This is a genomic window from Paenibacillus sp. FSL R10-2796, from assembly GCF_037965315.1.
In the GTDB taxonomy this organism is placed as follows: domain Bacteria; phylum Bacillota; class Bacilli; order Paenibacillales; family Paenibacillaceae; genus Paenibacillus_AQ; species Paenibacillus_AQ odorifer.
In genome coordinates, this window is sequence record NZ_CP150178.1 from 965,917 (window position 1) to 990,485 (window position 24,569).

Below are 24,569 nucleotides of genomic sequence, written 5' to 3' on the forward strand. Positions count from 1 at the left end.
TTTTTGTATGTATATATTCAGTCAGAGACGGAGGCGCAACATTGCAGCTAATCAATCAATCAGAAGTACAAGATAGGATCGACCTGCTTAAAGATCAGGATCTATATATCCATCTTGAGATGACAACGGGAGCCTACGCTGCCCATTTAGATAGTTCGAAGCATCCAGCCGCTACTTTTATTACCAATGCTGTTATTCGATATTCCCATGGTTCGATTTCCGGCAACGGTCCTTATCGGGTCGGCTTAAAAATGTCGCAGGGCTGGGTTTACTCGGAAGGGCTAACTCACTATGAAGAGAGTGAGACAGGCAGATTGATTATGGCTGGACATGATGCTCAAGGCAAACTGATCGTATCGTTACAATTAAGCCGAGAGCCGTTCTAATGGAAGAGGAGATGAAGAGTTCTGTGGAAAAACATATTCTTGTTATTTTGCCACATCCGGATGATGAGGCCTTCGGTATATCAGGTACCCTTGCCAAGCATATACAAAATGGGACCCAAGTTACCTACGCATGCCTAACGCTTGGAGAAATGGGCCGCAATATGGGCATCCCGCCCTTCGCAAATCGGGTAACCCTCCCGGAAATACGTAAGAAGGAGCTGGAGGAATCCTGCGAGGCTATTGGCATACAGGATTTAAGAATGCTTGGTTTTCACGACAAGACGATAGAATTCGAAGATCAAGTCTTGCTCGATGGGCAGATTGATGCGCTCTTGAAAGAGCTTAAACCTTCGTTGATCATCACTTTCTATCCAGGGTACAGCGTTCATCCTGATCACGATGCTACTGGAGCCGCAGTGATCCGAACCGTTGCAAGACTTCCAAAGGAAGAAAGACCTCCTGTTCACTGTATAGCTTTTGCTAATAATATTGTAGAGATTGGGGAGCCAAAGGTTATCAATGATGTGAGAGATTTCCTCAAGCACAAGATGGCGTCCATTCAGGCGCATCGTTCCCAATTCCAAGCTGCTGAGTTGTTGGGAAGCAAACCTTTAAATGATAAAGAGATCCAAGCTCGTTTTGGAACAGAACATTTCTGGATTTATCCGTTTGAATGATAATGATCTAGTCAGAATTTTAGCGGTGATCTGTTGTCGGTGCTTAACCGGTGATAGATCGCCGTTTTTGTATGTGAATATTCAACTTTTCAGCGGGGGACGGTGGGAATTTAAGGCGAGGCCTTAAGACACGGGTAATTTGACCTAAAAAATTACTAAGGACTATCCGATATAGAAGATACTAACAATTGAAAGGTGATTAAATGCGAATCGGTCACAACATCACGTCTTTAAATAGTTTGAACAGATTAAATAAAAATAATAAATCTATTACAAGTTCACTAGAGAGGTTATCTTCTGGACTTCGGATAAATATAGCGGCAGATGATGCTGCAGGATTAGCAATTTCTGAGAAAATGAGAGCACAGATTCGTGGATTGTCTCAGGCAGCAAGGAATACACAGGATGGTATTTCACTAATTCAGACTGCTGAGAGTGGACTTGGAACTATACAAGATCCTAATCTGCTAAGACTACGGGAGCTTGCAATACAGGCTTCAAATGATACCTTAACAAATTTTGATCGAACATTGATTCAAAAAGAAGTTGAGCAGATAAAGCTTGGGATAAATGATATTGCTAATAACACTCAATTTAATGGAATTCATTTATTGAATAATGACCTCGAAGTAAACACGAATATTACCCCAGTACAGGGCAATATAAGTACGAACTGGACCGCTAACATACCTGCCAGAGATTTATCTAAGACTTCAGATGGAGGTTACGTCGGAATAAGAATTCCCGGTAATAATCCCTTCAAATTAGATAGTATGGGTAATCTGGTTTGGTCACAAGCAATTCCTAATATGGATGTGTATAGTATTAAGGAATCTAGTGATGGTGGTTATATTTTATTAGGAAATGATTTCTCAGCAGGGGCAATTTCCGATCAAAGGATAAATATAATTAAATGGGATGCGAATTTGAATGAGCAGTGGAGTACAGGGGTATCTGGTGTCTACTCCATTATGGGGAATGAAGTAATTGAGACTAGTGACGGTTCCTTTATTGTGGCAGGGACGGGTTCCGGTATTCAAAATTGGGATGGCCTTATGGCTAAATTTAATAGTAGTGGTGTGCAACAATCCACCTCGATAGTGGGTTCTTCACAATCCAATCCGGTTGGCTATGGAAGCGAAGAATTTAATTCTATTATTGAAACTGCTGACGGCGGTTATTTGGCTATTGGTTCATCAAGTCTCAAACTAAACGGTTCTTATACCGATAAGTCAAGCTGGGTTGTGAAATATGATAGTAACTTAAATCCGTTATGGGACACACGAGTCGGTGCTGCTGGGGATGATGAAGGTTACCGGGCCATCGCAACCAGTGATGGAGGGGCCATAATTGTTGGTTCTTATAACGACTCTACTAAAACTAGTGGATTAATCTATAAACTAGACAGTAGTGGAAACGTATTGTGGGAGAAGAATATCTCAAATGAAACTTCCAACTCCAGTCAACTTACTAGCATTACAGAAATGAAAGATGGGAATTACATCGTTGGAGGAATAGTAGATAATAATTATCGTCTTTCCATCTTTGATCCACAGGGTAATGAATTGGCTAATGTTAATCTAAATGGTGGGGGCTCTACGGATAGACTAAATAACATTATTAGTAATGATGACGGAAGTTACACTTTTTCAACTACAACTGGGATAACCAATTTCAATGTATCTTACGGATCAAACCCTGGTACCACATATGATTACAAAACAGTAAATCTTCAGGTGGGAGCAAACTCTGGGAATAACTTCGCTGTTAAATTAACAGATGCTAGAACTACTGCTCTGGGAATTGCGGATATAGATCTTTCAACTAGACAAGGTGCCGAATTAGCGATTTCGAAAATAGACAAAGCTATAAATACCGTTTCATCCAGGCGTTCAATGTACGGCGCGTATCAAAATGCATTAGAACATATCCATAATAACCTAACCAATTACGAAGTAAACTTAACAGCAGCTGAATCACGAATAAGAGATGCGGATATGGCAAAGGAAATGATGAAGCTTACCAAATACAATGTCTTATCTCAAGCATCGCAAGCGATGTTGGCTCAAGCTAATCAACAGCCTCAAGGCGTGTTAGAGTTGTTAAAATAGGGCTATACATACAGTCTATGCATTTCAGTGCATAGGCTTTTTTTAGAATCTATGATGATATAAGAAATGATTTACAAAAAAATTTCCAGAGACTATTATATTTCTATGCGTAATATTTTCCTTTTTTAACTAGATTATTGTAAGAATTTATCTTTGGAGGTTCAAATGAAAAAGCACGACAAAATCATTTCCTTCATCTTCATGTTCATTATGATGGTGACGGCTATTTTCTGGGTAAACTCGACCACTAGTTGGTCTATGATGGGTACCCTTGCTTCCGTGGCCTGTTTCGTACTTTTTGTATTATTGGGACTCCGCACTATACCTGTTTTGACAGATTTTGTTCTGACAAATCCAGCACCTGAAGTAACTCTGGAAAATAAAATACGGGACAGAAAGCAGGCTTGGCTATATATTATCGGCTGGGTAGTGGCTAGTCGAATTTTGCTTATGATTATCGGTTATATATTTTTGATCATACAGAATGGCTATTCCGGTGGTTTGTTTAACAAAATAGCTGAGACCTGGCATATATCAGGAATCGACGCTTCACATTATTTGGGCATCGCGGAGAATTGGTATGTGACGGAGGGAGATCCGAAATACCATATTGTATTTTTTCCTTTTTTTCCAAATCTAATTAAAGTAGTTCAGGTATTCGTAGGGAATTATCTCGTCGCTGGATTCATCGTTTCTAATATTTGCTCGCTTGTTGCTGCCTTGGTCGCCTATGAGCTTGCCGCACTAGACATGCATCGAAAGAGTGCTATGCGATTAGTAAAGTATATTTTTATATTTCCGGCTGCGTTCTTTTTCTTTATTCCTATGACCGAATCTCTATTTCTGGCCTTATCGCTGTTGTGTTTATATTTTGTGAGAAAAAAAGAATGGCTCATCGGATGTTTATGCGGTGCACTTGCAGCGTATACGCGTTCTCCAGGGGTGCTGTTGATTGTACCGGTTGCGATTGAATTTGCACGGGAACTTATCGGGAATTATAAATTACTAGATAAAAAAGCGTTTATACATAAACTGACCACCGCCATTGGCTGTCTTGCTATCATATCGATGGGTTTACTGGCTTATCTTTACATCAACTACTATGTTACGGGAAATGCTTTTCAGTTCAGTATTTACCAGAGGGAGCATTGGTCACAGAAGTTCTATCTCTTTTTCGATACCGTAAGATATCAGATGGAATATGCGGTGGGCACCTTTAAAAGTGGAGATAGCCGTTCTTTTCTCGGCATGTGGCTGCCTAATTTAATCGCTATATTCTCAGCACTAATTATCATGTTTATGGGAGCAAGAAAACTACGGCCATCCTACACTGCTTATTTTATCGTGTATTTTGCTTTCGTAGTGGGAGCTACCTGGCTGCTGTCAGCCCCGCGTTATTTGCTTGTTGCATTTCCGCTAGCTTTTGCTGCCGTTGCGCTCACTAATGAAAAGCCGAAGGATGTTGCACTCACTGTTATATCTGTTGTGGGTAGTATACTGTACTTGGCAATGTTTGTAGCGGGATATCCGGTGTATTGAGGAATCGTGTTAAAATAGGAGAACGCCTAGGTGCGTTCTTCTTTTTTATTGCGAATAATCTTATAGAAACGATGGTGGGTATGAAGATTGATTACGACAATCAGGTGATCGAGTTTAATGTTCAATATGGAAACGGGAAAAAAATCTCCATTCATATAGATTCGTCAGGGCGCATAACACTCAAGGTACCTAAGAAAACATCTGAAGAGACGATTAAAAGTGTGGTTGAGCGTAATGGAAAAATGATTGTGGAGAAGCTGCAAAGTCTCGAAGCGGCTCGTGAAACGCCAAAGATGATCAGAGCGTACGAAGATGAAGGAAAGTTCCTGTATCTAGGCAAATATTATTCTCTGCATGAGCTTATAGAGACAGCGGAGCTAAGTGAAGAACAACTTCAGTTAAAGCTGAAAAAGTTCTATTTCTCTAGCTGCAAGAAGCTTATAGGAGAGCGGATCACTAGGTACCAGACGCAGCTTAGAGTAAAACCTAAGAGTATCGAGATTGTAGAGTCCAGGACCAAATGGGGAAGCTGCAGCTCCGATAAAAAGCTAACCTTTAACTATCGTCTGGCCATGGCTCCCGTGGAGGTTATCGATTATGTGATCATCCATGAGTTATGTCATTTGCTGCATATGAACCATGATCGCTCCTTTTGGCGACGGGTTGGAAGCCTAATGCCGGATTATAAGGAGAAGGAAGAATATTTAGCAAGATATGGACGGGCTATGACGTTATGAAAAAAGGGTATTCCAGTGCAACTAGAGTAATGGTTGCCGGGAATACCCTTCGTTATTTTAACCCCTTTGCAGCAATCGATAGAGGTTAAGTGCCAGTTGAATCTCGAATAACTCATCTGAGTTTTTCAGATCTATATTTAGCAAATCTTTGATTTTATCAATCCGGTAAATAAAGGTGTTGCGGTGAATAAACATCGCTTTGGCGGCTTCGGTTACATTCTGATTGTACATAAAATAATACTCCAAGGTAGACATGAATCTCGTGTTCATCGTCTGGTCATGTTCATGGATGCCTCCCAGAACTTTGTTAAAGAATGTCTCCATTTCCGTAGGCTTAATATTGGAATCCAAAAAATGATAGACAGAATAATCCTCGAAGTGAGCAATGCTCCGGCTGTCTTTATTAAACCGCTGCATGAGCCGCATAGCTTCTTGGGCCTCGAAGAAGCTTCGATGGAGCGAAGCAAGTGTCTTATACTGACTGCCAATGCCGATGAGAAAATGATTTTTAGTCATTTCCTGAGCCAGCAACTGCAGCACCTCTTGAGCAAAGGCTTTCGTATCGCTTACGGAAATTGGCGGTTTATTTTCATTTTTTCCGATCAAGATGATGATTTGCTGATTGCGATAGTAACAGATTAGCTCTCCACCTGCATTACTGGACAAGCCATAGATCAAATTGACACATTTTTTGACCATATGCTCCATTTCGTATTTTCTATAAACCATGTCCGTGTAGTTTTCCAGCTGTGTAGCTTCAATATGGATAACTGTACAGTAATACGCATAGTTAACTTTAAGCCCATGCATAGCAGATAGGGAATGCAGTGTTTCTGTTGAAGTAATATTGCCAGCTAATAAGTCGTCGAAGAAGTCCTGCCTAATTTTATGCTTTACCTCTTCGATTTCCTTGGCTTTGATCCGGTCCAGTGCAAGCATCGTGGATACATGCTCTAATGCGGTGTAGTCAAATTCAACCAGCTTGCGTACCGTTTGCAGAACGACGATATACGCGTAAGCGTTACTGGATACAGAAACCGGCATAATGCAGCACTTGTACGGCTGTCCCTGAGAATAGTAGGTGCGTTTGATGGATTTTTTGATTTCAGTAATATACTTTGGAAAAGCTACCGTGAACTCTGGTGGAAAAACTGGCCTGTTCTTCACCAGTGGCAGGAATTCCTGAAGTGGAGATGGGTTATCCTTATGATCTGTATAGCAGAGTAGGTTCCAGTCTCTATCTAATATAAGAACAGGGTTATGGATCGTGTCGGACAATTCCGCCGATATTTGCTCAATACCGCCTCCTTCGAGTGCGATTTTGAACAGCGCATTATGAAGGTCGAGCGAGCGTCGGTTCACAGCATCGTAATCCGCGTTGGTCTTTTCGTTAATGATCGCAATGACTCTGGACAAGGTGTATTCAAAAGGGAGCTCCAGTAGCGGGAGTCCATGCTTATCAGCAAGCTCGATCATATTCTGCGGGATAGCATCGAAATATCGCTTCATTTTGATGCAGAGTCCTGCACAGTTATTCTCCACCAGCTCATGAATGAATTTGTTCTGCAGCTCCGTGCTGTCTTTGAAGATATATCCGGTGGATAAAAGCAGCTCGTTCGAGGTCAGCCAGTCAAATACGTCCGGATTCTCGATGATATTAACTACGGAGATTTGATTGTTTAGGCCAGAATGCCCCGCAACGATCTTTATGCCTTCGATGGATTTGATTTGTAAGATATCTTTTATCGTTAGCATCAATTCACACCTCTCATCTTCGCCCATTGTGCAATGTGCATAGTGATTACTTGTTGTTTTTAGTGTTCTTGTATGATGACCCCCAGTGTACGGAGGACTACAATAAGGGTGTCAGGTAACGTTTATCCGTTAAACTGTGATATATTTCACAAAAATATCCTTTTTCACACAGAAAGCAGCTCAATCTTCATCATTCTTGGAATTTTATGAACTGAGTGTAACATCTTCTATCATTCATCATCAACCGTTACGGTTTTTTTATGAGAACGCTTTCTATATAGGATAACCTGACAGTAAGTGACCAAACCATTATCTACTTCCTTCTCAAGGGGGCGATCAAACGGAGCATTCTCAGAGCAAGTGTACCTCTTATTTAAAAGCTGGGATATCCAGTGATAGCGCGTTCTTTCATCGGATTCGAGAATCAGGATTTTTCGGAAATGTACACAGCATATTTGAGCGGACGATAAATGTAAGGTGCAAGGCAACTGATGAATTATATACCATTGCGAGCAGTAGGATAGATAATGCGCCTAATACTTTGATCACAGAGGTTAGTAGTTTTTCGGATCTTGGACTGGTTGTGGGAGATGAAGTTTTTGCGGAGAATGATCAATTATATATTGGCACTAAGCTTTCAATATCGATCAAGGAACTGACAGTTTGGCAGAGCTCTTTATCTATTTTTCCAATAGAAGTAAAGACGCTAAGAGATAATTTGGCTGCGGCAAGGGCTTATATCAATAGCTATGGAAAACCAGGCGGTATAAAGCAGTTTGCGGGTTCTAGCAGCTTTGAGAGAGAAACGATGCGGCTGCTGGAAGAGCAATCTTCAGGTCTTCTGAATGCCTTGGCGAATGACAGCATGGAAGAGGCTACTCATTATGCAATTCGACTAATGGGGTTAGGCTCAGGGCTGACTCCGTCGGGAGATGATTTTTTAGTTGGATTGTTTGCTGCGATCCATCTGCCTCAGAGTCCTATTAGTAAATATCAGCCGTGGTGCAGGGAAGTCGTGAACGAAGCAGCTGAATTAACGAATGAAATAAGCTATATGGCTCTGAAAAAAGCGGCTTGGGGTCAGGTGAGAGAGTCAATGGGTCAGATGCTGCATTCGCTCATGTATGAGAGTAAGGAAAATATGCTTCTTGGCTTATCGGCAGTGCTGGATATAGGTTCTTCTTCCGGAACAGATATTGCCTTGGGGATCATTAGCGGTTTGAATCTTAATCTAGAACAACGTTGGAGGTAAGATATGTCGACTAAAATAGTAATTAAAAGAAACACATACTTTGATTCCGTCTCGCTCATGTCGTTGTCGACCAAAGCGAATCAAATAGAGGGTGTCGAACAAGCTTTTATCGCAATGGCTACTCAAATGAATAAAGAGGTATTAGCGAATGTAGGGCTGATAACCCCTGAGCTAGAGGAAGCTAAGAATAGTGACCTGATGATCGTAATCAAAGCAGCATCCCCTGAGCTGGCTGAAGTTGCCTTTGAAGCAATCGAAGAGCTGTTTATTAAAAAAGATAGTGCAGTTGGCGGTACAGAGCTTAAATATCCAACAATTGAGTCGGCAGTGAAGAATATGACAGCAGCTAATCTTGCAGTGATTTCAGTCAACGGAGCGTTTGCAGCCAGAGAAGCAAGAAAAGCGCTGGAGAATAATCTACATGTCATGATGTTCAGTGACAACGTAAGCGTAGAAGACGAAATTGAATTAAAAAAAATAGCACATGAGCGTGGATTGCTGATGATGGGGCCGGATTGCGGAACCGCGATCATTGGAAATATGGCCTTATGTTTTGCCAATAAGGTTCGTAAAGGCAATATCGGCATCGTGGGTGCATCCGGCACAGGAAGTCAGGAAATCAGCGTGCGGATTCACGATTTTGGCGGAGGCATCTCACAGTTGATTGGCACAGGCGGCAGAGACCTAAGTGAACGTGTCGGCGGAGTAATGATGCTTGATGCGATGAAAGCGCTTAACGAAGACGAAGCCACTAAGGTCATTGTGTTGATTTCCAAGCCACCCGCCAAAAGTGTGGAACAAAAAGTGCTGAATGAAATCAAAAATATGCATAAGCCTGTCGTGGTCTGCTTTATCGGAGGAACGGAGGAAGCTGTTCTGGAAGCAGGTGGACATTTTGCCAAAACAACCAAAGAGGCCGCGCTAAAGGCGGTAATTCTATCCGGCATTGATGAGAGTCAAATTGACAAGCATCCGCTAAACCTTCCGCTGATTGAGGAGATTAAGGTCAAGCTGAAGCCAGAACAGAAGTATATTCGTGGGTTATTCTGCGGCGGTACTTTATGTGATGAAGCAATGTATCTAGCGATGGAGAAATACGACGATGTCTATAGCAACATTCCAAAAGATCCGGAATATCAGCTGGCTGATATCCATATCAGCCAAGCGCATACGTTTATTGACTTTGGGGATGATGGGTTCACCAACGGCAAACCACATCCAATGATTGATCCTTCTTCACGGATTGCCAGATTCAAGCAGGAAGCAAAGGACCCGGCGGTGGGCGTGATCATTATGGATTTTGTATTAGGCTATGGATCGCATGAGGATCCAGTAGGTGTTATGGTGCCTGCAATTATTGAGGCTAAGCAAGCAGCGGAACAAGAAGGCAGACATTTGGAGATTGTCGGCTATGTACTTGGAACCGATCTGGATACACCTTCCGTCCAAGAACAGCTTGATAAGCTGGTATCCGCGGGCGTTACCTATGCAAGCAGTAATACGAATGCAGGACTTCTTGCCAGAGGTTTTGTAGAGAAGGGAGTATAACATGAGCAGAATCAATGAGTTATTTAAGAGTGAACTTCACGTAATCAATGTCGGCCTAGAAATGTTCAAGGATGATATCCTGAAGCAAAAAGGCAACGTAACCCATCTGGAATGGAAGCCACCTGGTGGAGGTAAGCCCGAATTAATTGCCGCACTGGATGCGTTAGAGCAAGAGGGGATTGCTGCAAAGATTGAGGCTGCCAACAAGCTGGCTGTAGAGCGAATCGTGAATTCACAACCGGTATTGGTTGGTTTTGATCAAGCGATCAACGTTGTACCAGGGATGACTAAGACTACGATATTGCATGCAGGGCCTCCGATTACCTGGGATAAGATGAGTGGTCCCATGAAAGGTGCAGTTACCGGCGCTTTGGTCTTTGAGGGCTTGGCGAAGGATCTGGATGAAGCTGCCGAACTAGCGGCATCAGGTGAGATTACGTTCTCCCCTTGTCACGAGCATAATTGTGTGGGTTCCATGGCAGGGGTAACCTCAGCCTCTATGTTCATGCACATTGTAGAGAATAAAACGTATGGCAACATCGCTTATACGAACCTTAGTGAGCAACTGTCGAAAATCTTGCGGATGGGTGCAAACGATGAAACGGTCGTTGCCCGTTTGATCTGGATGAGAGATGTGCTTGGACCGATGCTGCGTGAGGCGATGAAGTTCTCTGAGAACGGCATTGATCTACGGCTCATGTTATCACAGGCGCTCCATATGGGAGATGAATGCCATAACCGCAACAACGCTGGAACGACTCTTTTGATTCAGGCATTAACGCCGCTTATCCTGAGAACGGATTTTACTAATGAGCAGAAAATCGAAGTGTTCGATTTTGTGGCAATGAGTGATTATTTCTCCGGACCAACCTGGATGGCTCTTTGTAAATGTGCGCTTGATGCTGCCCATGGCATCGAGCATAGCACCATCGTAACAACGATGGCTCGCAATGGCGTGGAATTCGGTATTCGTGTCAGTGGAATGCCAGGCAATACCTGGTTTACCGGCCCTGCGCAAAAGGTTGTCGGACCGATGTTTGCAGGGTATAAGCCGGAAGATTCGGGTCTCGATATCGGTGACAGTGCGATTACCGAAACGTATGGTATAGGTGGCTTCGCCATGGCAACCGCGCCGGCGATTGTAGCATTAGTTGGGGGAACCGTAGATGATGCCATGAACTATTCTGTGAAAATGAAGGAAATTACTACGACGGAGAATCCAAATGTGACGATTCCTTTGTTGAACTTCCGCGGAATTCCTACTGGAATCGATATTCGTAAAGTGGGTCAAACCAGCATTATGCCAGTGATCAACACGGCTATTGCCCATAAGGATCCAGGCATCGGAATGATTGGAGCCGGAATCACTCATCCTCCAATCGAGTGTTTCGAGCAAGCCATTCTCGCTTTTAGCCAGAGCATGCATTCATAGAACCACCCGCCCTTCAGGCCTATTCAAGGGCCTGAGGGCTTCATAAGCCATTGGTATGTAAGCGCTAACGATCTAGGGGGAGATTTATTATGGATCAAGTATTTATGAAGATGTTCTGGAAAAAGGGAGATTGGGCCGCGTTTTTCGGGCTGCTTGCTAACAATTTAACCAATCTGCTTACGATGATTTCATTGTTAATTTTTGTAGTAGGGTTTCCGGAAGGTATGGTTTACGGCAGAGTCGTTCCTGCGTTTGGACTCGCGATTTTTATCGCAAGTATTGCTTATGGCTGGTTTGGATATCAGCTAGCCAAAAAAACAGGCCGAACGGATATAACCGCATTACCTTCAGGACCTAGTGCTCCATCGATTTTTACGGTAACTTTTCTAGTGTTAATTCCCGTATTTAGAGAAACCAATGATGCATCATTTGCGCTGCAAATTGGTCTCGTATGGTGCCTGTTCGAAGCTTTGATCCTTATTGTCGGCTCATTTCTGGGAGATGTGCTGCGTAAGGTTATTCCAAGAACCGTACTTTTATCTTGTTTATCTGGACTTGGATTGTTATTGCTGGCCATGAACCCGATGCTGCAATCCTTCGAAACACCAGTGGTTGCTTTTGTTGTACTTGTGATCATCTTTATTAACTGGTTTGGCAAATCGCCGATATTCAAAAAAATTCCTACAGGATTCCTGCTGCTGATTGCAGGAACCGCGCTGGCTTGGATATTCGGCTTGCAGAATCCAGAAGCGATCACAACGGCTCTTTCAACACTGGGGTTTAATCCACCTGAGGTGCATATTACCAGCTTAATTCAAGGGATTCCGCATGCCTTGCCATACCTGGCTTCTGCAATTCCATTGGGACTGGCGAATTATATTTTTGACCTTGAAAATATTGAGAGCGCACATGCTGCGGGAGATCCTTATAACACTCGTAACGTCATGCTAACGAACGGGGTTGCTTCAAGTATTGGTGCTTTTACAGGTAATCCGTTCCCGGTAACTGTGTACATTGGTCATGCAGGCTGGAAATCTATTGGGGCTGGACTTGGTTATACCATAGCTTCTGGTTTCTCCATGTTAATTATTTGTCTCTTTGGTATAGGGGCACTGCTGTTGTCTATCATACCTGTTGTGGCGATTGTTCCGATTCTGGTCTATGTCGGGGTCGTTACGGCGAATCAGGTGGTTCGAGAGACACCTAAAAATGAAGTTCCCGTTATCTTTATCACCTTGTTCCCATGGATTGCTAACTGGGCTTTAACGCTTGCGAACAACATTTTTAATGCGGCTGAAACTTCGGCTTCTAAGGTGGGGATTGATCTCTTATTAAGTAAAGGGGTTTATTACAACGGCCTGATGCATTTAGGAAATGGTGCACCGCTTAGCAGCTTGATTTGGGGCTCCATCACTATTTTCTCTATCCTGAATAAACCACTGCGGGCTGCTGTCTTTGCTGTAATCGCGTCTGGCCTATCTTTATTTGGGATCATTCACGCGCCGACTGTTGGATTTGCTCAAGCTTCACTTATGCCGTTCGTATACGCCTATTTGATGGTTGCAGGATTATTTGTTTATAAGCATTTTTCAGACCTTCGTGACCCAGCGAACAAGCTGCAATCCGAATAAATAATTGATAAAAAGAAATAGGAGAGCTAAAGCCATGACTAATCAAACTCTGTCAGAAGATTTAATTCAAGCAGCGGATCGCGGGGATTTAGCTGCCGTAGAACAGCTTTTAGCTCGTGGTGTCGATGTTCATCATAAGGATGCCAGTGGTCGTACTGCGCTGATGGCGGCAACGCAAAAAAATCATATTCCTCTCGCTCAAAAGCTGATTGAAGCAGGCAGTGACGTGAATGCAAGAGATATCACTATGTTATCACCCTACCTGTGTGCCGGTGCCAATGGATTCCATGAGATTCTGTCTTTAACTCTTGCCGCAGGTGCGGATACAACCAGTGTAAATCGTTTTGGGGGAACTACACTGCTTCCTTCCAGCGAGAAGGGGTATCTAAGAACTGTTCAGAAATGCTTGGAAGCAGGCGTTGCAGTTAACCATATGAACAATCTGGGATGGTCTGCCTTGTTGGAGGCAGTAATTCTCGGGAATGGTGGCCGTTTATACTCTGATATTATTCAGTTGTTGGTGGATGCTGGAGCGGATGTTCAATTGCCGGATCGTGACGGCAAATCATCGTTGCAGCATGCAGAAGAGCTGGGACAGGAGAGGGTCATCCGTATTCTCAATAAAGAAAAGCTAACGATTCATCCAAGTATTCAAAGCGCTCAAGAGCTAGCTCGGGCAGAGGATTTCCTGAAAGCAAGTTTGGTTATGGAACATGCAATGCAAGAGGACAGTAATAATTCAGACTTCTATTACTATAAAGGATACTTCTTAGGGGAACTCGGGAGATATGAGGAAGCTTTGGCAGCCTATCAACAGGCACTTACTATCGAACCGGATGACCTTGATTTCTATTTCTATACCGCAAATGCCTACCGAATGATGAAGCGATCCGAGCAAGCGTTAGCAGAGTATGACAAAGCGATAGAACGCGATCCTGGCGAAAGCTTCTTCCGCTATCATAAATCCAATTATTTAAGAGAGTTGGGCAGGCATGAGGAAGCGGTTAAAGTTATGGATCAGCTTCTGGAACAGCAGCCTGAACGGTATGATTTCTCGTTTCATAAGGCGAACAGCTTGAGATCACTTGGCCGGCATCAAGAGGCAGTTGAGGCGATTGAGAACGCAATTGCTAACGATCCGAGCAATCCTTTATATCATCATCATAAGGCACAGTCACTTGGTTTACTTGGTGATCATGAAATGGCCATTCAAGAAATAGATATTGCTATCAGCTATAATCCTGCCAATCCGGATTTTCACTCCGCGAAGGAACAATTTCAGCTGGCCCTTAAACGCTAATAAATGAGGATCAACTGATCCGTCAGGAGGAATGGAATGAGTAAATTTATAGTTGTAGCCATTGGCGGTAATTCATTGGTGAAAGACAATGGCCGCGATTCTATAGAGGATCAGTCTGAGGCAGTACGTGAAATTGCTGTGAATATCGCTGATCTGGTGCAAGCAGGCAACGATGTGGTGGTTACTCACGGCAACGGTCCACAGGTTGGATTCGAGCTGAGACGAAGCGAGGTGGCTTCGGAAGTCACTGGAATGGATGTTACTCCGCTGGTCAATTGCGTGGCGGGCACGCAAGGGGGCATAGGCTATTTAATTCAGCAGGCCTTAACAAATGAATTCATTCATCGCAGATTAGACAAAAAGGTTGCCACAGTCATTACTCAGGTCGAGGTTAGCAAAAATGATCCGAATTTTCAGTCTCCCTCGAAACCAGTGGGCTCCTTCTTCACGCTTGAGCAAGCAGAGGAGATGAAGCGTGCCAAGCCAGATTGGGTCATCATTGAGGATTCAGGACGAGGTTACCGCCGTGTTGTTCCATCGCCTAAGCCGATTGATATCGTTGAAAAAGACGTCATTAAATCACTCATTGAGACGGGTTATGTGGTAATCGCTGTTGGCGGAGGCGGGATTCCTGTGATCAAAACCGAAAATAATACCTACGAAGGTATCGATGCAGTCATTGACAAAGACTTTGCTACAAGTCTGCTGGCCGAACAGATCGATGCAGAATCTCTTATCATTACAACAGGAGTTCCTCAGGTATGTGTGAATTTCGGTACGCCTGAGCAGAAGGCTCTTGAAGAAGTTACAGCGGCAGAAATGTTGGTATATGCGGAGCAGGGTCATTTTCCTGCTGGCAGTATGCAGCCTAAAATTGAAGCAAGTCTTGGCTTTTTGAAAAAAGAGGGACGCAGAGTTATCATTACCAATCCGGAAAATATGAAAGCTGCGATGAGCCAACAGGCTGGCACACATATTGTAAATTAATAGGATCTAATTTATCTCATCATTTCATGGAGACCGCCACTGATCTAAATCAGGGCGGTTTTTTGACATATTCATGAATTGTTATTTAACTGTTGCTTTCAGATGGCCATATTCTGGTGAATAAAAGGAAGATAAGAGGTAAAACTATGTCCACTATAGAGAAAAAAATACATTAAAATGCGGGGGTAAAAGATGATATCGAATAAAGGAACAACACAACGTTTTACCAGGGCTACAATTCTTTGTTGTATTTGTGCATGTACGGTATTGCTAAGTGGATGCACTAAAGCAGCGGATGAGACTCAAGTGCCTACTCCAACAGCTCAAGTAGAAACCGCAGCACCTTCTGCAGAAGCTACTACACCTGTACCTACGAATAACGCAACAGAACAACCTCTAACATCTGCGTCACCCGGCTCAAATACTGGGAAACTTCCAGAGGGGGTTAGCGTTCAGAGAGTTATCAAGGAGGTTTCGTTAAAAGATAACTATCATAAAAAGGTTGAGCTGCTAACTGACGGAGGCAAGCGGGTCACCATTACAGATCCGAATCAAAAGATTGTTTTGCAGCAGATTGAATATGACGGAAGGATCACTGCGGTTAAGGGTAAACAGGTTACCGTTCAAGTGGAGGGCGGTAAAGAGCAAACCTTAACGATTCCTGATCATATAGTCATTGAAGATGAAGACAAGCTCGGATTGAATAATGGCGTTGAAATCGAGTGGACGGTAAATGCAGATGGACAAATCGAAAGTGTGGAATTGGACGATTAAAAATTTACCGAGGTGAGCTGGATGAAATTTCTAATCGTACTTGGTAGTATTCTTGTTCCCATTGTTATGCTGATGTTACAGGGGAAATCGATAAAGTGGCGTATGGTTTTTAATGTTGTTTCGGTCTTAAGTGCGATTATCTTTGGAAATATTTCCGCCTTGGCGATTTACGAGATATTAAGAGATCGCGCTGTGTTTATGACCTCGATCCATGCGATATTTTTGAATCCAATGTTTCTTATTACCGGAGCCTATCTTGGCGTATATTTAATTTATCGATTGATGATAATTTCGTATGATGAGGTTTATATGTGATCGGTGCAATACAAATAGGGATGTTCCTGCGAAGGACACCCCTATTTGTGTTGTTAACAGGACGGGGGGTTAAGAGGACTTTCCTACAACGTTTGTTCCGCTCTTCGTGATCTTGTAGGTGATGATATCACCATTCCAGAAGTGGAACTTCAGGATTACCTCGCCGTCTTTAACATCTTTAAAGAACGCGGGAAGCAGCTTGATTTCTTTAGTGTTATAAGAAGGTGAGAAGGTATTGCCGAATTCCTTAAATGGAGTCCAGTCCTGCGGACCTGCATTGCCACCAGCGGTATATACAGCTTCCATTGTGGCAAGCTGGTTACCATTAAAGGTGGTCGGAATGGCAAAGGATTCAGTCGTGCCTTTTGCATCGCTTAATTTAGCTGTGTCATACACAATGACCTTAAGTCTCCACGCAACACCCTTGTTGAATTTCAGAGTCAGCACGGCATTTTCACCGTATTTTTGGGAAGCTGTGAGCTTTTTGAGTTGGCTGGCTTTGAGGGTAAGCTCCTCACCATTTAAGGTGTAATCTTTACCTTTGGTCAGATACTTTCCGTTGGCACTAATGGTGGTTAGCTTATTGCCGTTCAGGTTTAGCTTAACCTTGGTATCTTTGATTTGTGCACCTTTTTTTAGGTAGACCAAATCGCTTTCGGTGCTGGAGGAACGCTCCTTCAGACCAGACATTAATACATTGTGGAGTTCAGGATCAGACCACTTATAAGTTTTACGGTTGAAATGCTGCCCGTTATCCCAGAGCATGGAAGTCATTTTCTTTTCTTTCAAATAATAAGTCAGATACTCGAAGAATTTAAGCTTCTCGCCCTGTTCAATCACACCCGTGTCTTTATCGAAACCTAATAAACCAAATTCGCCGACGATGACAGGGATGCCTTTAGCTACAAATGTATTGTAAACGTTATCAAAAGTTTGAGTGATATCATTTTTTGTATCTTTTTCAAATGTGGTGTAGCCGGCAATGTTCACACTAAACGGCCAGAAGCCATAGAAGTGAACGGTCGCAATAATATTTGGATCGTTCAGAGCCGTAATCGTCTTATAGAGATGATCCATTCTTGTTTGCGTAGGTGAAGACTCTAATGAAGGTAATACAAGTGGGCGGAGGTCGTTTTTCCCACCGGATTTCCGCACGATTTGATAGAAAGAGTTATTAAGTTCAGTAAGCATTTGCTCCATTTTTGCTTCGTCTGTGCTTCCACCATCGGTGAACCGAGGTTCATTTATGCTCTCGAACATCAGCTTATCGGATTTGTCCTTGAAGCGATCGGCAATTTGAGTCCAGGCTGCATTATAACGTGCCAGCGTTTCATCGTGTTTTTCTTCCATATGGCTTACCCATAGCCAGGAATCATGATGGACATTAATCATGACATAAAGCTTGGCGTCCAGTGCCCAGCCGACAACTTCTTCCACACGGTCGAGGTAGGCCTTTTCTAGGGTATAGTCTGGTGCCGCACCCATGTGAGTATCCCAGGTCACAGGAATCCGAATGCTTTTATAGCCTTGAGCGGCGATCTTTTTAATAAGATCTTGGGTCACACGTGGATTGCCCCAGGAGGTTTCATCCTCACCTGTAGCATCTAAAGTATTGCCAAGGTTCCATCCGGGCTGCATTTCGTCTACATAGGATTGGATCTTACTCTTTGGCGCTGCCTTAGCTTGTTGCTCGTCCTTAGTTGCAGCTGCGGCCATGGATGAGAACAGAGAGAGCAGAAGAGCGGTGACAAGTGTCAATGATAAGAAGGATTTCTGGATTCGCGTAGTCATTGAATTCTCCTTTGTGAGATAAATTTAGGATGCTTGGACCTGGTTTTGACGCTGTACTCGGTGGTTAGATGAACACAAACACCTCCAGTTTTATTTTGTAAACGCTTTCTTAATATACCCTAACATAGAATACACTTAGCGAGTACCTTACTAATTTGTGGTAAATTCATATAAGAATTAGTGATTTAAATTAATTTACCCCACAGTTGGATAAAGAAATTATTTGAATAACCCTACTCGTAGAAATTGGTTATTCAATAGGATTATCTCTAGCTGCCCGTTATACAAAAAAGAAATATAACATGACAAAAGCATATATATTAGATATGATGAAGCATGAAAATTTAAAATTAGAAATAGGTGCCAACTATGAATGTTGCGGAAGTACAATCATAGATTGGTTAAATGGAAAGCGGGTGTGAATCCCGCGCGGTCCCGCCGCTGTGAAAGAGGAGTCCTTGCAAAATGCCACTGGGAAACTGGGAAGGCAGCAAGGGTGATGATACTTGAGCCAGAATATCTGCCTTTTTCTGTTACACCATCAAACTCTACGATCGATAGAGAGGTGCTTGAATAGTGTTTGCCAGCTATTACTGTGGTTCACTATCTTAACCTCTTGACGTTTATGTTGAGTGGTTTTTTTGTGGTTATGAGAAAGTTTATTCTGTTTTTTATCATAGGTATGAAGGGAAGGGTTATGGAAAAATGAAGAAAAATAAGTTTTTAGCGTGGTTACTTATTGTAGCTGTATTTATTACGACATTCTCTACAAGTGTAATCCCGGCTCAAGCAGATGGAGCAAGCTCTACCCTTAAAGGGTATGTATCTGTATCCGTAGAGAAATTCACCTTAGGCCAAGGGTATATTAAGGAACCTATTAAAGTTCCGATTTATGAAGGCGATAATGGCGCATCTTTAATAACACGTGCGCTAGGTGATGGGAATTATAGATATTTAGGAAATATAGATAGTGGTTTTTATTTATCAGAAGTTAAAGATAGTGGCAGAAGCGAAGTCAATATTCCACAATATATTTTAGATATGATTTCAGCCGATGGGAATACAGTCGGCACTAAAGCAGACCCCGAGTGGTTAAGTCAGTTTGACTACACCTCCATGTCGGGTTGGATGTATGCAGTAAATAATGTGTTTCCTCCGTTTGGGATGACCGATTATAAGCCTCAAGACGGTGACATCATTCGAACTCAGTTCACCACTTATGGCTATGGTTCTGATCTTGGCGGCTGGGGGGAAATCCCAGTTCAACTTGCCAATAAGGATGCTTTAACTGCGGAAATCGCCGAGATTAACAGTGCCCCTAATAAAGAAACTATTTTGGACAGACCAGTAGTGCAATCGGCAGTTTATGAAGCCTATTCCGTGCTCGAAAACATGGCAAGCTCTCAAATAAGTGTAGATCATGCGCTTGTCGGTCTTAATAATGCATTAGACATAGAACCCCCTGTTATTACAGTAAGTGGCATACAAGATAAACAGGAAGTATCCAATAAAGAAATAAGCTTCAAAGTAGCTGTCACAGACAATGTATATAGTGACATTACTCCAGAAGTGAAGCTGAATGGAGTTACTTTATCACCTGCAAATGGGGAGTACAAAGCTACTCTGAATTCAGGCAGTAATGTAATTACTGTAACGGCTCTTGACGGAGCTGGAAACAAAACAAATGTAACTTATCAGGTTACTTACAAACTGGAAACTACAGTTGCCGTCAAACAACAGTTAGATAAAAACCTTGCTTATATTTTAAATACTGTAAAGAATCCAACGTTTGGAACAGGCAGCGGAGAATGGTCGATCCTTTCTCTGGCACGGGCGAACTATACAGTACCTAACGGTTATTACGATCTTTATTACAACAATGTAGCTACGAAAATAGCATCAACCATTAAAGAGGATGGAAAACTCGACGCCAATAAAAGCACAGAGAATTCCAGAGCGATTCTAGGACTTACCTCTATCGGAAAAGATATCACAAATGTTGCGGGATATGATCTGAGAAAAGCACTGGCTGATTATCAATATATCCAAAAGCAAGGCAATAATGGTCCGATTTTTGCTCTGATTGCGTTAGATAGCCATAACTATGAGATTCCTGTAGTTGATGGAGTTACAGAACAGACCACAAGAGAAAAACTAGTTCAGTATATTTTAGATAAAGAGGTTAAAAAAGGTACAGCAGAAGCTGGTGGCTGGGCATTAGGCGTAACCAAAGCCGATGTCGATATGACTGCGATGGCGATGCAAGCTCTTGCACCTTATTATGCATCCCGTGATGATGTAAAAGCCGCCGTGGATCGGGCCATCCAATGGCTGTCCGATAACCAAAACAATCAAGGCGGATTTACAAGCTGGGGAAGCACTAGCAGCGAGAGTATCTCGCAGGTAATTGTAGCCTTAACTGGTGTAGGTGTAGATCCGCACACTGACGCTAGATTTGTTAAAAGTGGAAATTCGCTTATTGATGCATTACTTAGCTTTGCTGCACCTGAGGGTGGATTTAAGCATATCCTCACAGGCAAAGTAGACAATATGGCAACGGACCAAGGTACGTATGCTCTTGTGTCCTATGATCGTCTGATCAATCATAGCAACCGTCTCTTTGATATGAATGATGTACAATTAGAACAACCTACTACTGTTGTAGCCAAACAACAATTAAATAAAAGCCTTGCTTATATTTTAAATACTGTAAAGAATCCAACGTTTGGAACAGGCAGCGGAGAATGGTCGATCCTTTCTCTGGCACGGGCGAACTATACAGTACCTAACGGTTATTACGATCTTTATTACAACAATGTAGCTACGAAAATAGCATCAACCATTAAAGAGGATGGAAAACTCGACGCCAATAAAAGCACAGAGAATTCCAGAGCGATTCTAGGACTTACCTCTATCGGAAAAGATATCACAAATGTTGCGGGATATGATCTGAGAAAAGCACTGGCTGATTATCAATATATCCAAAAGCAAGGCAATAATGGTCCGATTTTTGCTCTGATTGCGTTAGATAGCCATAACTATGAGATCCCTGTAGTTGATGGAGTTACAGAACAGACCACAAGAGAAAAACTAGTTCAGTACATTTTAGATAAAGAGGTTAAAAAAGGTACAGCAGAAGCTGGTGGCTGGGAATTAGGCGTAACCAAAGCCGATGTCGATATGACTGCGATGGCGATGCAAGCTCTTGCACCTTATTATGCAACCCGTGATGATGTAAAAGCTGCCGTGGATCGGGCCATCCAATGGCTGTCCGATAACCAAAACAATCAAGGCGGATTTACAAGCTGGGGAAGCACTAGCAGCGAGAGTATCTCGCAGGTAATTGTAGCCTTAACTGGTGTAGGCGTAGATCCGCACACTGACGCTAGATTTGTTAAAAGTGGAAATTCGCTTATTGATGCATTACTTAGCTTTGCTGCACCTGAGGGTGGATTTAAGCATATCCTCACAGGCAAAGTGGACAATATGGCGACGGACCAAGGTACGTATGCTCTTGTGTCCTATGATCGTCTGATCAATCATAGCAACCGTCTCTTTGATATGAATGATGTGCAACTGGAACAACCAGAAGAACCGGGGCCTGGGCAACCAGAGGGTCCGAAAGAACTTCCGTTACCTTCTGGGGAGAACCCGAAAGTTGAAATCCCAAATGACGCTAATGATTATATCGTTCCGATCAGCGCTGGAGATAGCAACAAAGAAATCACAGTAGCTATTTCAGAAGAAAATCAATCAAAGGTTAGTGTCAATTTACCAAGTAACAGCGACCTTCCTCAGATAGAGGCCATAAAAGGTAACGTATCTGTAGTCATTCCTAAGGGTGCAAAAGTTACGAGTGGGGATGCCTCAACGATTGAACTGATTTCAGCTTTAACCGGTGCAGAATCTGCACTAAAAGATAGTGTGAATCAGATTATTCCTGGGGACAAGAAGCTTGATAACATTCTTCAAGCATTTTCCATGGGTGGTAGTGCAAGAGTAGAATTTAGTCAATTTATTACGTTAACCTTTAAGGACCTTAAAGGAAAAGAAGCTGCTTATATTCAAAATGGCACCCCTCATGCCATTCAAAAATTTGCAAGTGATGACTTAGGTTTTGCAAGCGGTAAGTCTGAGTATGCCTATGATAGTGGAAATGACTTAATTGTAAAAACCAATCACTTCACTGACTACATTGCGTATGCTTCCAGTGCAGTACAAACACCTGGCGGCGACGGTGGTAACGGTAATGGTAGCGGAAATGGTGAAGGAAATGGCGGCAACAATGGTGGCAACAATGGTGGCGGAACCACTCCATCGAAACCATATGTAATCCTGTCCGTGGATAAGCTTACGATTAATAAGGGATATGTTGTTCCATCTGTACAGGTAGAGCTACAATCTGGTGACACAGTGTGGTCTGTACTAAAAAGAGTGCTGGATAGCCGCGGTATCGACTATAGAGATTCCTGGAACAGTGACTTTGGAAGTGTATATGTTGAATCCATAGCTGGTGATGGGGAATTTGACCATGGCAGCGGCAGTGGATGGATGTATAATGTGAATGGGAAATATCCTAATTATGGAGCATCTTCATATGACCTAAGTTCCGGGGACAGAATTCAGTGGCGTTATACTACGAATTTGGGTGTGGATCTAAATGCACCGATACCAACTACAAGCCCAACCCCAACGCCTAAGCCTGGTGCTACTCCTGCTCCTGGTGGGGGAGCTAATCCGGAAGCCGGCGTTGATCCAAATGTGAGTCCATCTCCAACAGTGACTCCTAAGGATCCTACCCAGAACACGAATGATATTAAACAACTGTATACAGATGCTGATAAGATCTCTTCCTGGGCCTATTCAGCGATTGAAACAGCTACAGTAAAAGGATATATCCAAGGTAATAATGGCCAGGTGAATCCGAAAGCTTATATCACAAGAGCGGAGTTCACTAAGATTCTCGTTTCTGCATTAGAACTTGATATTAAGAGTGATAAAGGCATTACCTATAAGGATGTCGCTCTAGGCGATTGGTTCTATCCATATGTGAATGCTGCGCATAAGGCAGGTCTAATCACAGGCTTTAATAATGAATTTAAGCCAAATGACAAGATTACTCGTGAGCAGATGGCAGCAATTATCGTCAGAGCATTGGCCATCCCGGCGACGAAGCCAGGAACAGCGATTAAAGATATCAACACAGTATCGGCATGGGCCAAAGCAGATGTAGAGACCGTTGTTGCGACTGGTTTGATGTTAGGTGATGATAATCAATTTAAACCTAAAGAGCTTGTAACTAGAGAAATGGCGGCCGTTGTAGCTACCAGAACCCATGATTATAAGAGTGGGAACAAAGTGGTTAGTCCGACTATTCAGAATAAAGCAGTTAGTTCTTATATTCAGAACACAGCTGCCTTTTTGCAAAAAACAGTAACAAACCCGGTTATCTCCTCGGTTGGCGGGGACTGGACAGTGTTCGGGCTGGCACGTTCAGGCGTGAAGGTTCCAGATAGTTATTACACTAAGTACTACGCGAATGTAGAAGCAACTCTTAAAGAAAAAGCTGGGAAGCTGCATAGCGTAAAATATACGGAATATGATAGAGTTATTTTGGCATTAACTTCAATCAACAAAAATATTGATAAAGTGGCGGGTTATAACCTACTGGAACCGCTCGCGGATTTTGATACTGTAATTAAGCAAGGTATTAATGGACCTGTGTTTGCTCTCATTGCACTGGACAGTAATCATTACGACATTCCAGTGGTTAAGGGTGTAAAGACGCAGACGACTAGAGAGCTGCTCATTGATTATATTTTGGGCAGAGAGATCAGCGGCGGTGGATGGGCACTAGGCAGTAATGCTACAGCGGCTGATCCAGATATCACGGGGATGGTCATTCAAGGCTTAACGCCTTATTACAAAACCAACGCCAAAGTAACAGCTGCTGTGGACCGGGGGATTGCTTGGTTATCCAAAACACAGACTGCAGACGGTGGTTTTGCAAGCTGGGAATCTACAAATTCCGAAAGCATCGCTCAGGTGATTGTAGCTTTAACTGGCCTTGGTATTGACCCGCATAAGGATTCCAGATTTATCAAAAATGGACATTCCGCAGTAGACGCATTGCTTAGTTTTGCTGCACCTGAAGGTGGCTTTTATCACGTGAAGCAGGGTGGAGTAGGCAATGGAGGCGCGCAACCAGGAGAAGTAGATCTTATGGCTACGGATCAGGCGATGTATGCACTGGTTTCCTATGATCGGCTCGTTAATGGCCAGACACGTCTTTATGATATGACAGACGTCAAATAGAATTTTATTTAGAGAGATA

Annotated in this window: 16 protein-coding genes and 1 riboswitch; of the genes, 14 read left to right on the forward strand and 2 right to left on the reverse strand. The window is 42.9% G+C overall.

All coding sequences use genetic code 11. The features are described 5' to 3' along the window. Positions 1-41 precede the first annotated feature (41 nt). The 5 genes from NST58_RS04375 to NST58_RS04395 all read left to right on the forward strand — a co-directional run bounded on the left by NST58_RS04375 (position 42) and on the right by NST58_RS04395 (position 5,450). Positions 42-386, forward strand: coding sequence for a YojF family protein (locus NST58_RS04375; protein WP_076128602.1), 345 nt, complete (start codon positions 42-44; stop codon positions 384-386). A gap of 23 nt (positions 387-409) precedes the next feature. Beyond that, on the forward strand, positions 410-1,063 hold the full coding sequence (gene bshB2, locus NST58_RS04380) for a bacillithiol biosynthesis deacetylase BshB2 (RefSeq protein WP_038574105.1): 654 nt from the start codon (positions 410-412) through the stop codon (positions 1,061-1,063). 203 nt (positions 1,064-1,266) lie between these two features. Beyond that, complete coding sequence (locus NST58_RS04385; RefSeq protein WP_076220375.1) at positions 1,267-3,174, forward strand: flagellin; 1,908 nt, start codon at positions 1,267-1,269, stop codon at positions 3,172-3,174. Between the two features lie 165 nt (positions 3,175-3,339). Then, a complete protein-coding gene (locus NST58_RS04390) occupies positions 3,340-4,713 on the forward strand; it encodes a hypothetical protein (RefSeq protein ID WP_339246454.1) in 1,374 nt (457 codons plus the stop codon). Positions 4,714-4,793: 80 nt separating this feature from the next. Next, on the forward strand, positions 4,794-5,450 hold the full coding sequence (locus NST58_RS04395; protein ID WP_038574107.1) for a SprT family zinc-dependent metalloprotease: 657 nt from the start codon (positions 4,794-4,796) through the stop codon (positions 5,448-5,450). Between the two features lie 57 nt (positions 5,451-5,507). On the opposite strand, the gene NST58_RS04400 is transcribed toward NST58_RS04395, so the two are convergent. Beyond that, entirely contained in the window at positions 5,508-7,205 is a 1,698-nt protein-coding gene (locus NST58_RS04400) for a PucR family transcriptional regulator (protein ID WP_076305179.1), read from the reverse strand. Positions 7,206-7,746: 541 nt separating this feature from the next. On the opposite strand from NST58_RS04400, the gene NST58_RS04405 reads away from it, so the two are divergent. The 8 genes from NST58_RS04405 (at position 7,747) to NST58_RS04440 (ending at position 16,444) form a co-directional block, all read left to right on the forward strand. Next, the gene (locus tag NST58_RS04405; RefSeq protein ID WP_339246456.1) at positions 7,747-8,457 is read left to right on the forward strand and encodes a DUF2877 domain-containing protein; all 711 of its coding nucleotides are present in this window, start codon (positions 7,747-7,749) and stop codon (positions 8,455-8,457) included. Between the two features lie 3 nt (positions 8,458-8,460). Next, positions 8,461-10,005 (forward strand): acyl-CoA synthetase FdrA, encoded by a 1,545-nt coding sequence (gene fdrA / locus NST58_RS04410; RefSeq protein WP_339171412.1) that lies wholly within the window; start codon positions 8,461-8,463, stop codon positions 10,003-10,005. A gap of 1 nt (position 10,006) precedes the next feature. Then, positions 10,007-11,437 carry a DUF1116 domain-containing protein gene (locus NST58_RS04415; RefSeq protein ID WP_076098692.1) on the forward strand — a complete coding sequence of 477 codons (1,431 nt, stop codon included), beginning with the start codon at positions 10,007-10,009 and terminating at the stop codon, positions 11,435-11,437. A gap of 89 nt (positions 11,438-11,526) precedes the next feature. Beyond that, a complete protein-coding gene (locus NST58_RS04420; protein ID WP_036684876.1) occupies positions 11,527-13,068 on the forward strand; it encodes a hypothetical protein in 1,542 nt (513 codons plus the stop codon). A 34-nt stretch (positions 13,069-13,102) separates the two neighbouring features. Next, the gene (locus tag NST58_RS04425) at positions 13,103-14,368 is read left to right on the forward strand and encodes a tetratricopeptide repeat protein (protein ID WP_339246459.1); all 1,266 of its coding nucleotides are present in this window, start codon (positions 13,103-13,105) and stop codon (positions 14,366-14,368) included. A 36-nt stretch (positions 14,369-14,404) separates the two neighbouring features. After that, complete coding sequence (arcC, locus tag NST58_RS04430) at positions 14,405-15,355, forward strand: carbamate kinase (protein WP_076128616.1); 951 nt, start codon at positions 14,405-14,407, stop codon at positions 15,353-15,355. A 192-nt stretch (positions 15,356-15,547) separates the two neighbouring features. Beyond that, positions 15,548-16,129 carry a hypothetical protein gene (locus NST58_RS04435; protein ID WP_076128618.1) on the forward strand — a complete coding sequence of 194 codons (582 nt, stop codon included), beginning with the start codon at positions 15,548-15,550 and terminating at the stop codon, positions 16,127-16,129. 21 nt (positions 16,130-16,150) lie between these two features. Then, complete coding sequence (locus tag NST58_RS04440; protein ID WP_076128620.1) at positions 16,151-16,444, forward strand: transposase; 294 nt, start codon at positions 16,151-16,153, stop codon at positions 16,442-16,444. Between the two features lie 69 nt (positions 16,445-16,513). Here NST58_RS04440 and NST58_RS04445 read toward each other — a convergent pair whose 3' ends face one another. Next, complete coding sequence (locus tag NST58_RS04445; RefSeq protein ID WP_339246463.1) at positions 16,514-18,235, reverse strand: cellulase family glycosylhydrolase; 1,722 nt, start codon at positions 18,233-18,235, stop codon at positions 16,514-16,516. Positions 18,236-18,576: 341 nt separating this feature from the next. After that, positions 18,577-18,778, forward strand: a riboswitch (cobalamin riboswitch). Between the two features lie 162 nt (positions 18,779-18,940). Here NST58_RS04445 and NST58_RS04450 point away from each other — a divergent pair. Then, entirely contained in the window at positions 18,941-24,550 is a 5,610-nt protein-coding gene (locus NST58_RS04450) for an S-layer homology domain-containing protein (protein ID WP_339246466.1), read from the forward strand. The last annotated feature ends 19 nt before the right edge of the window (positions 24,551-24,569 follow it).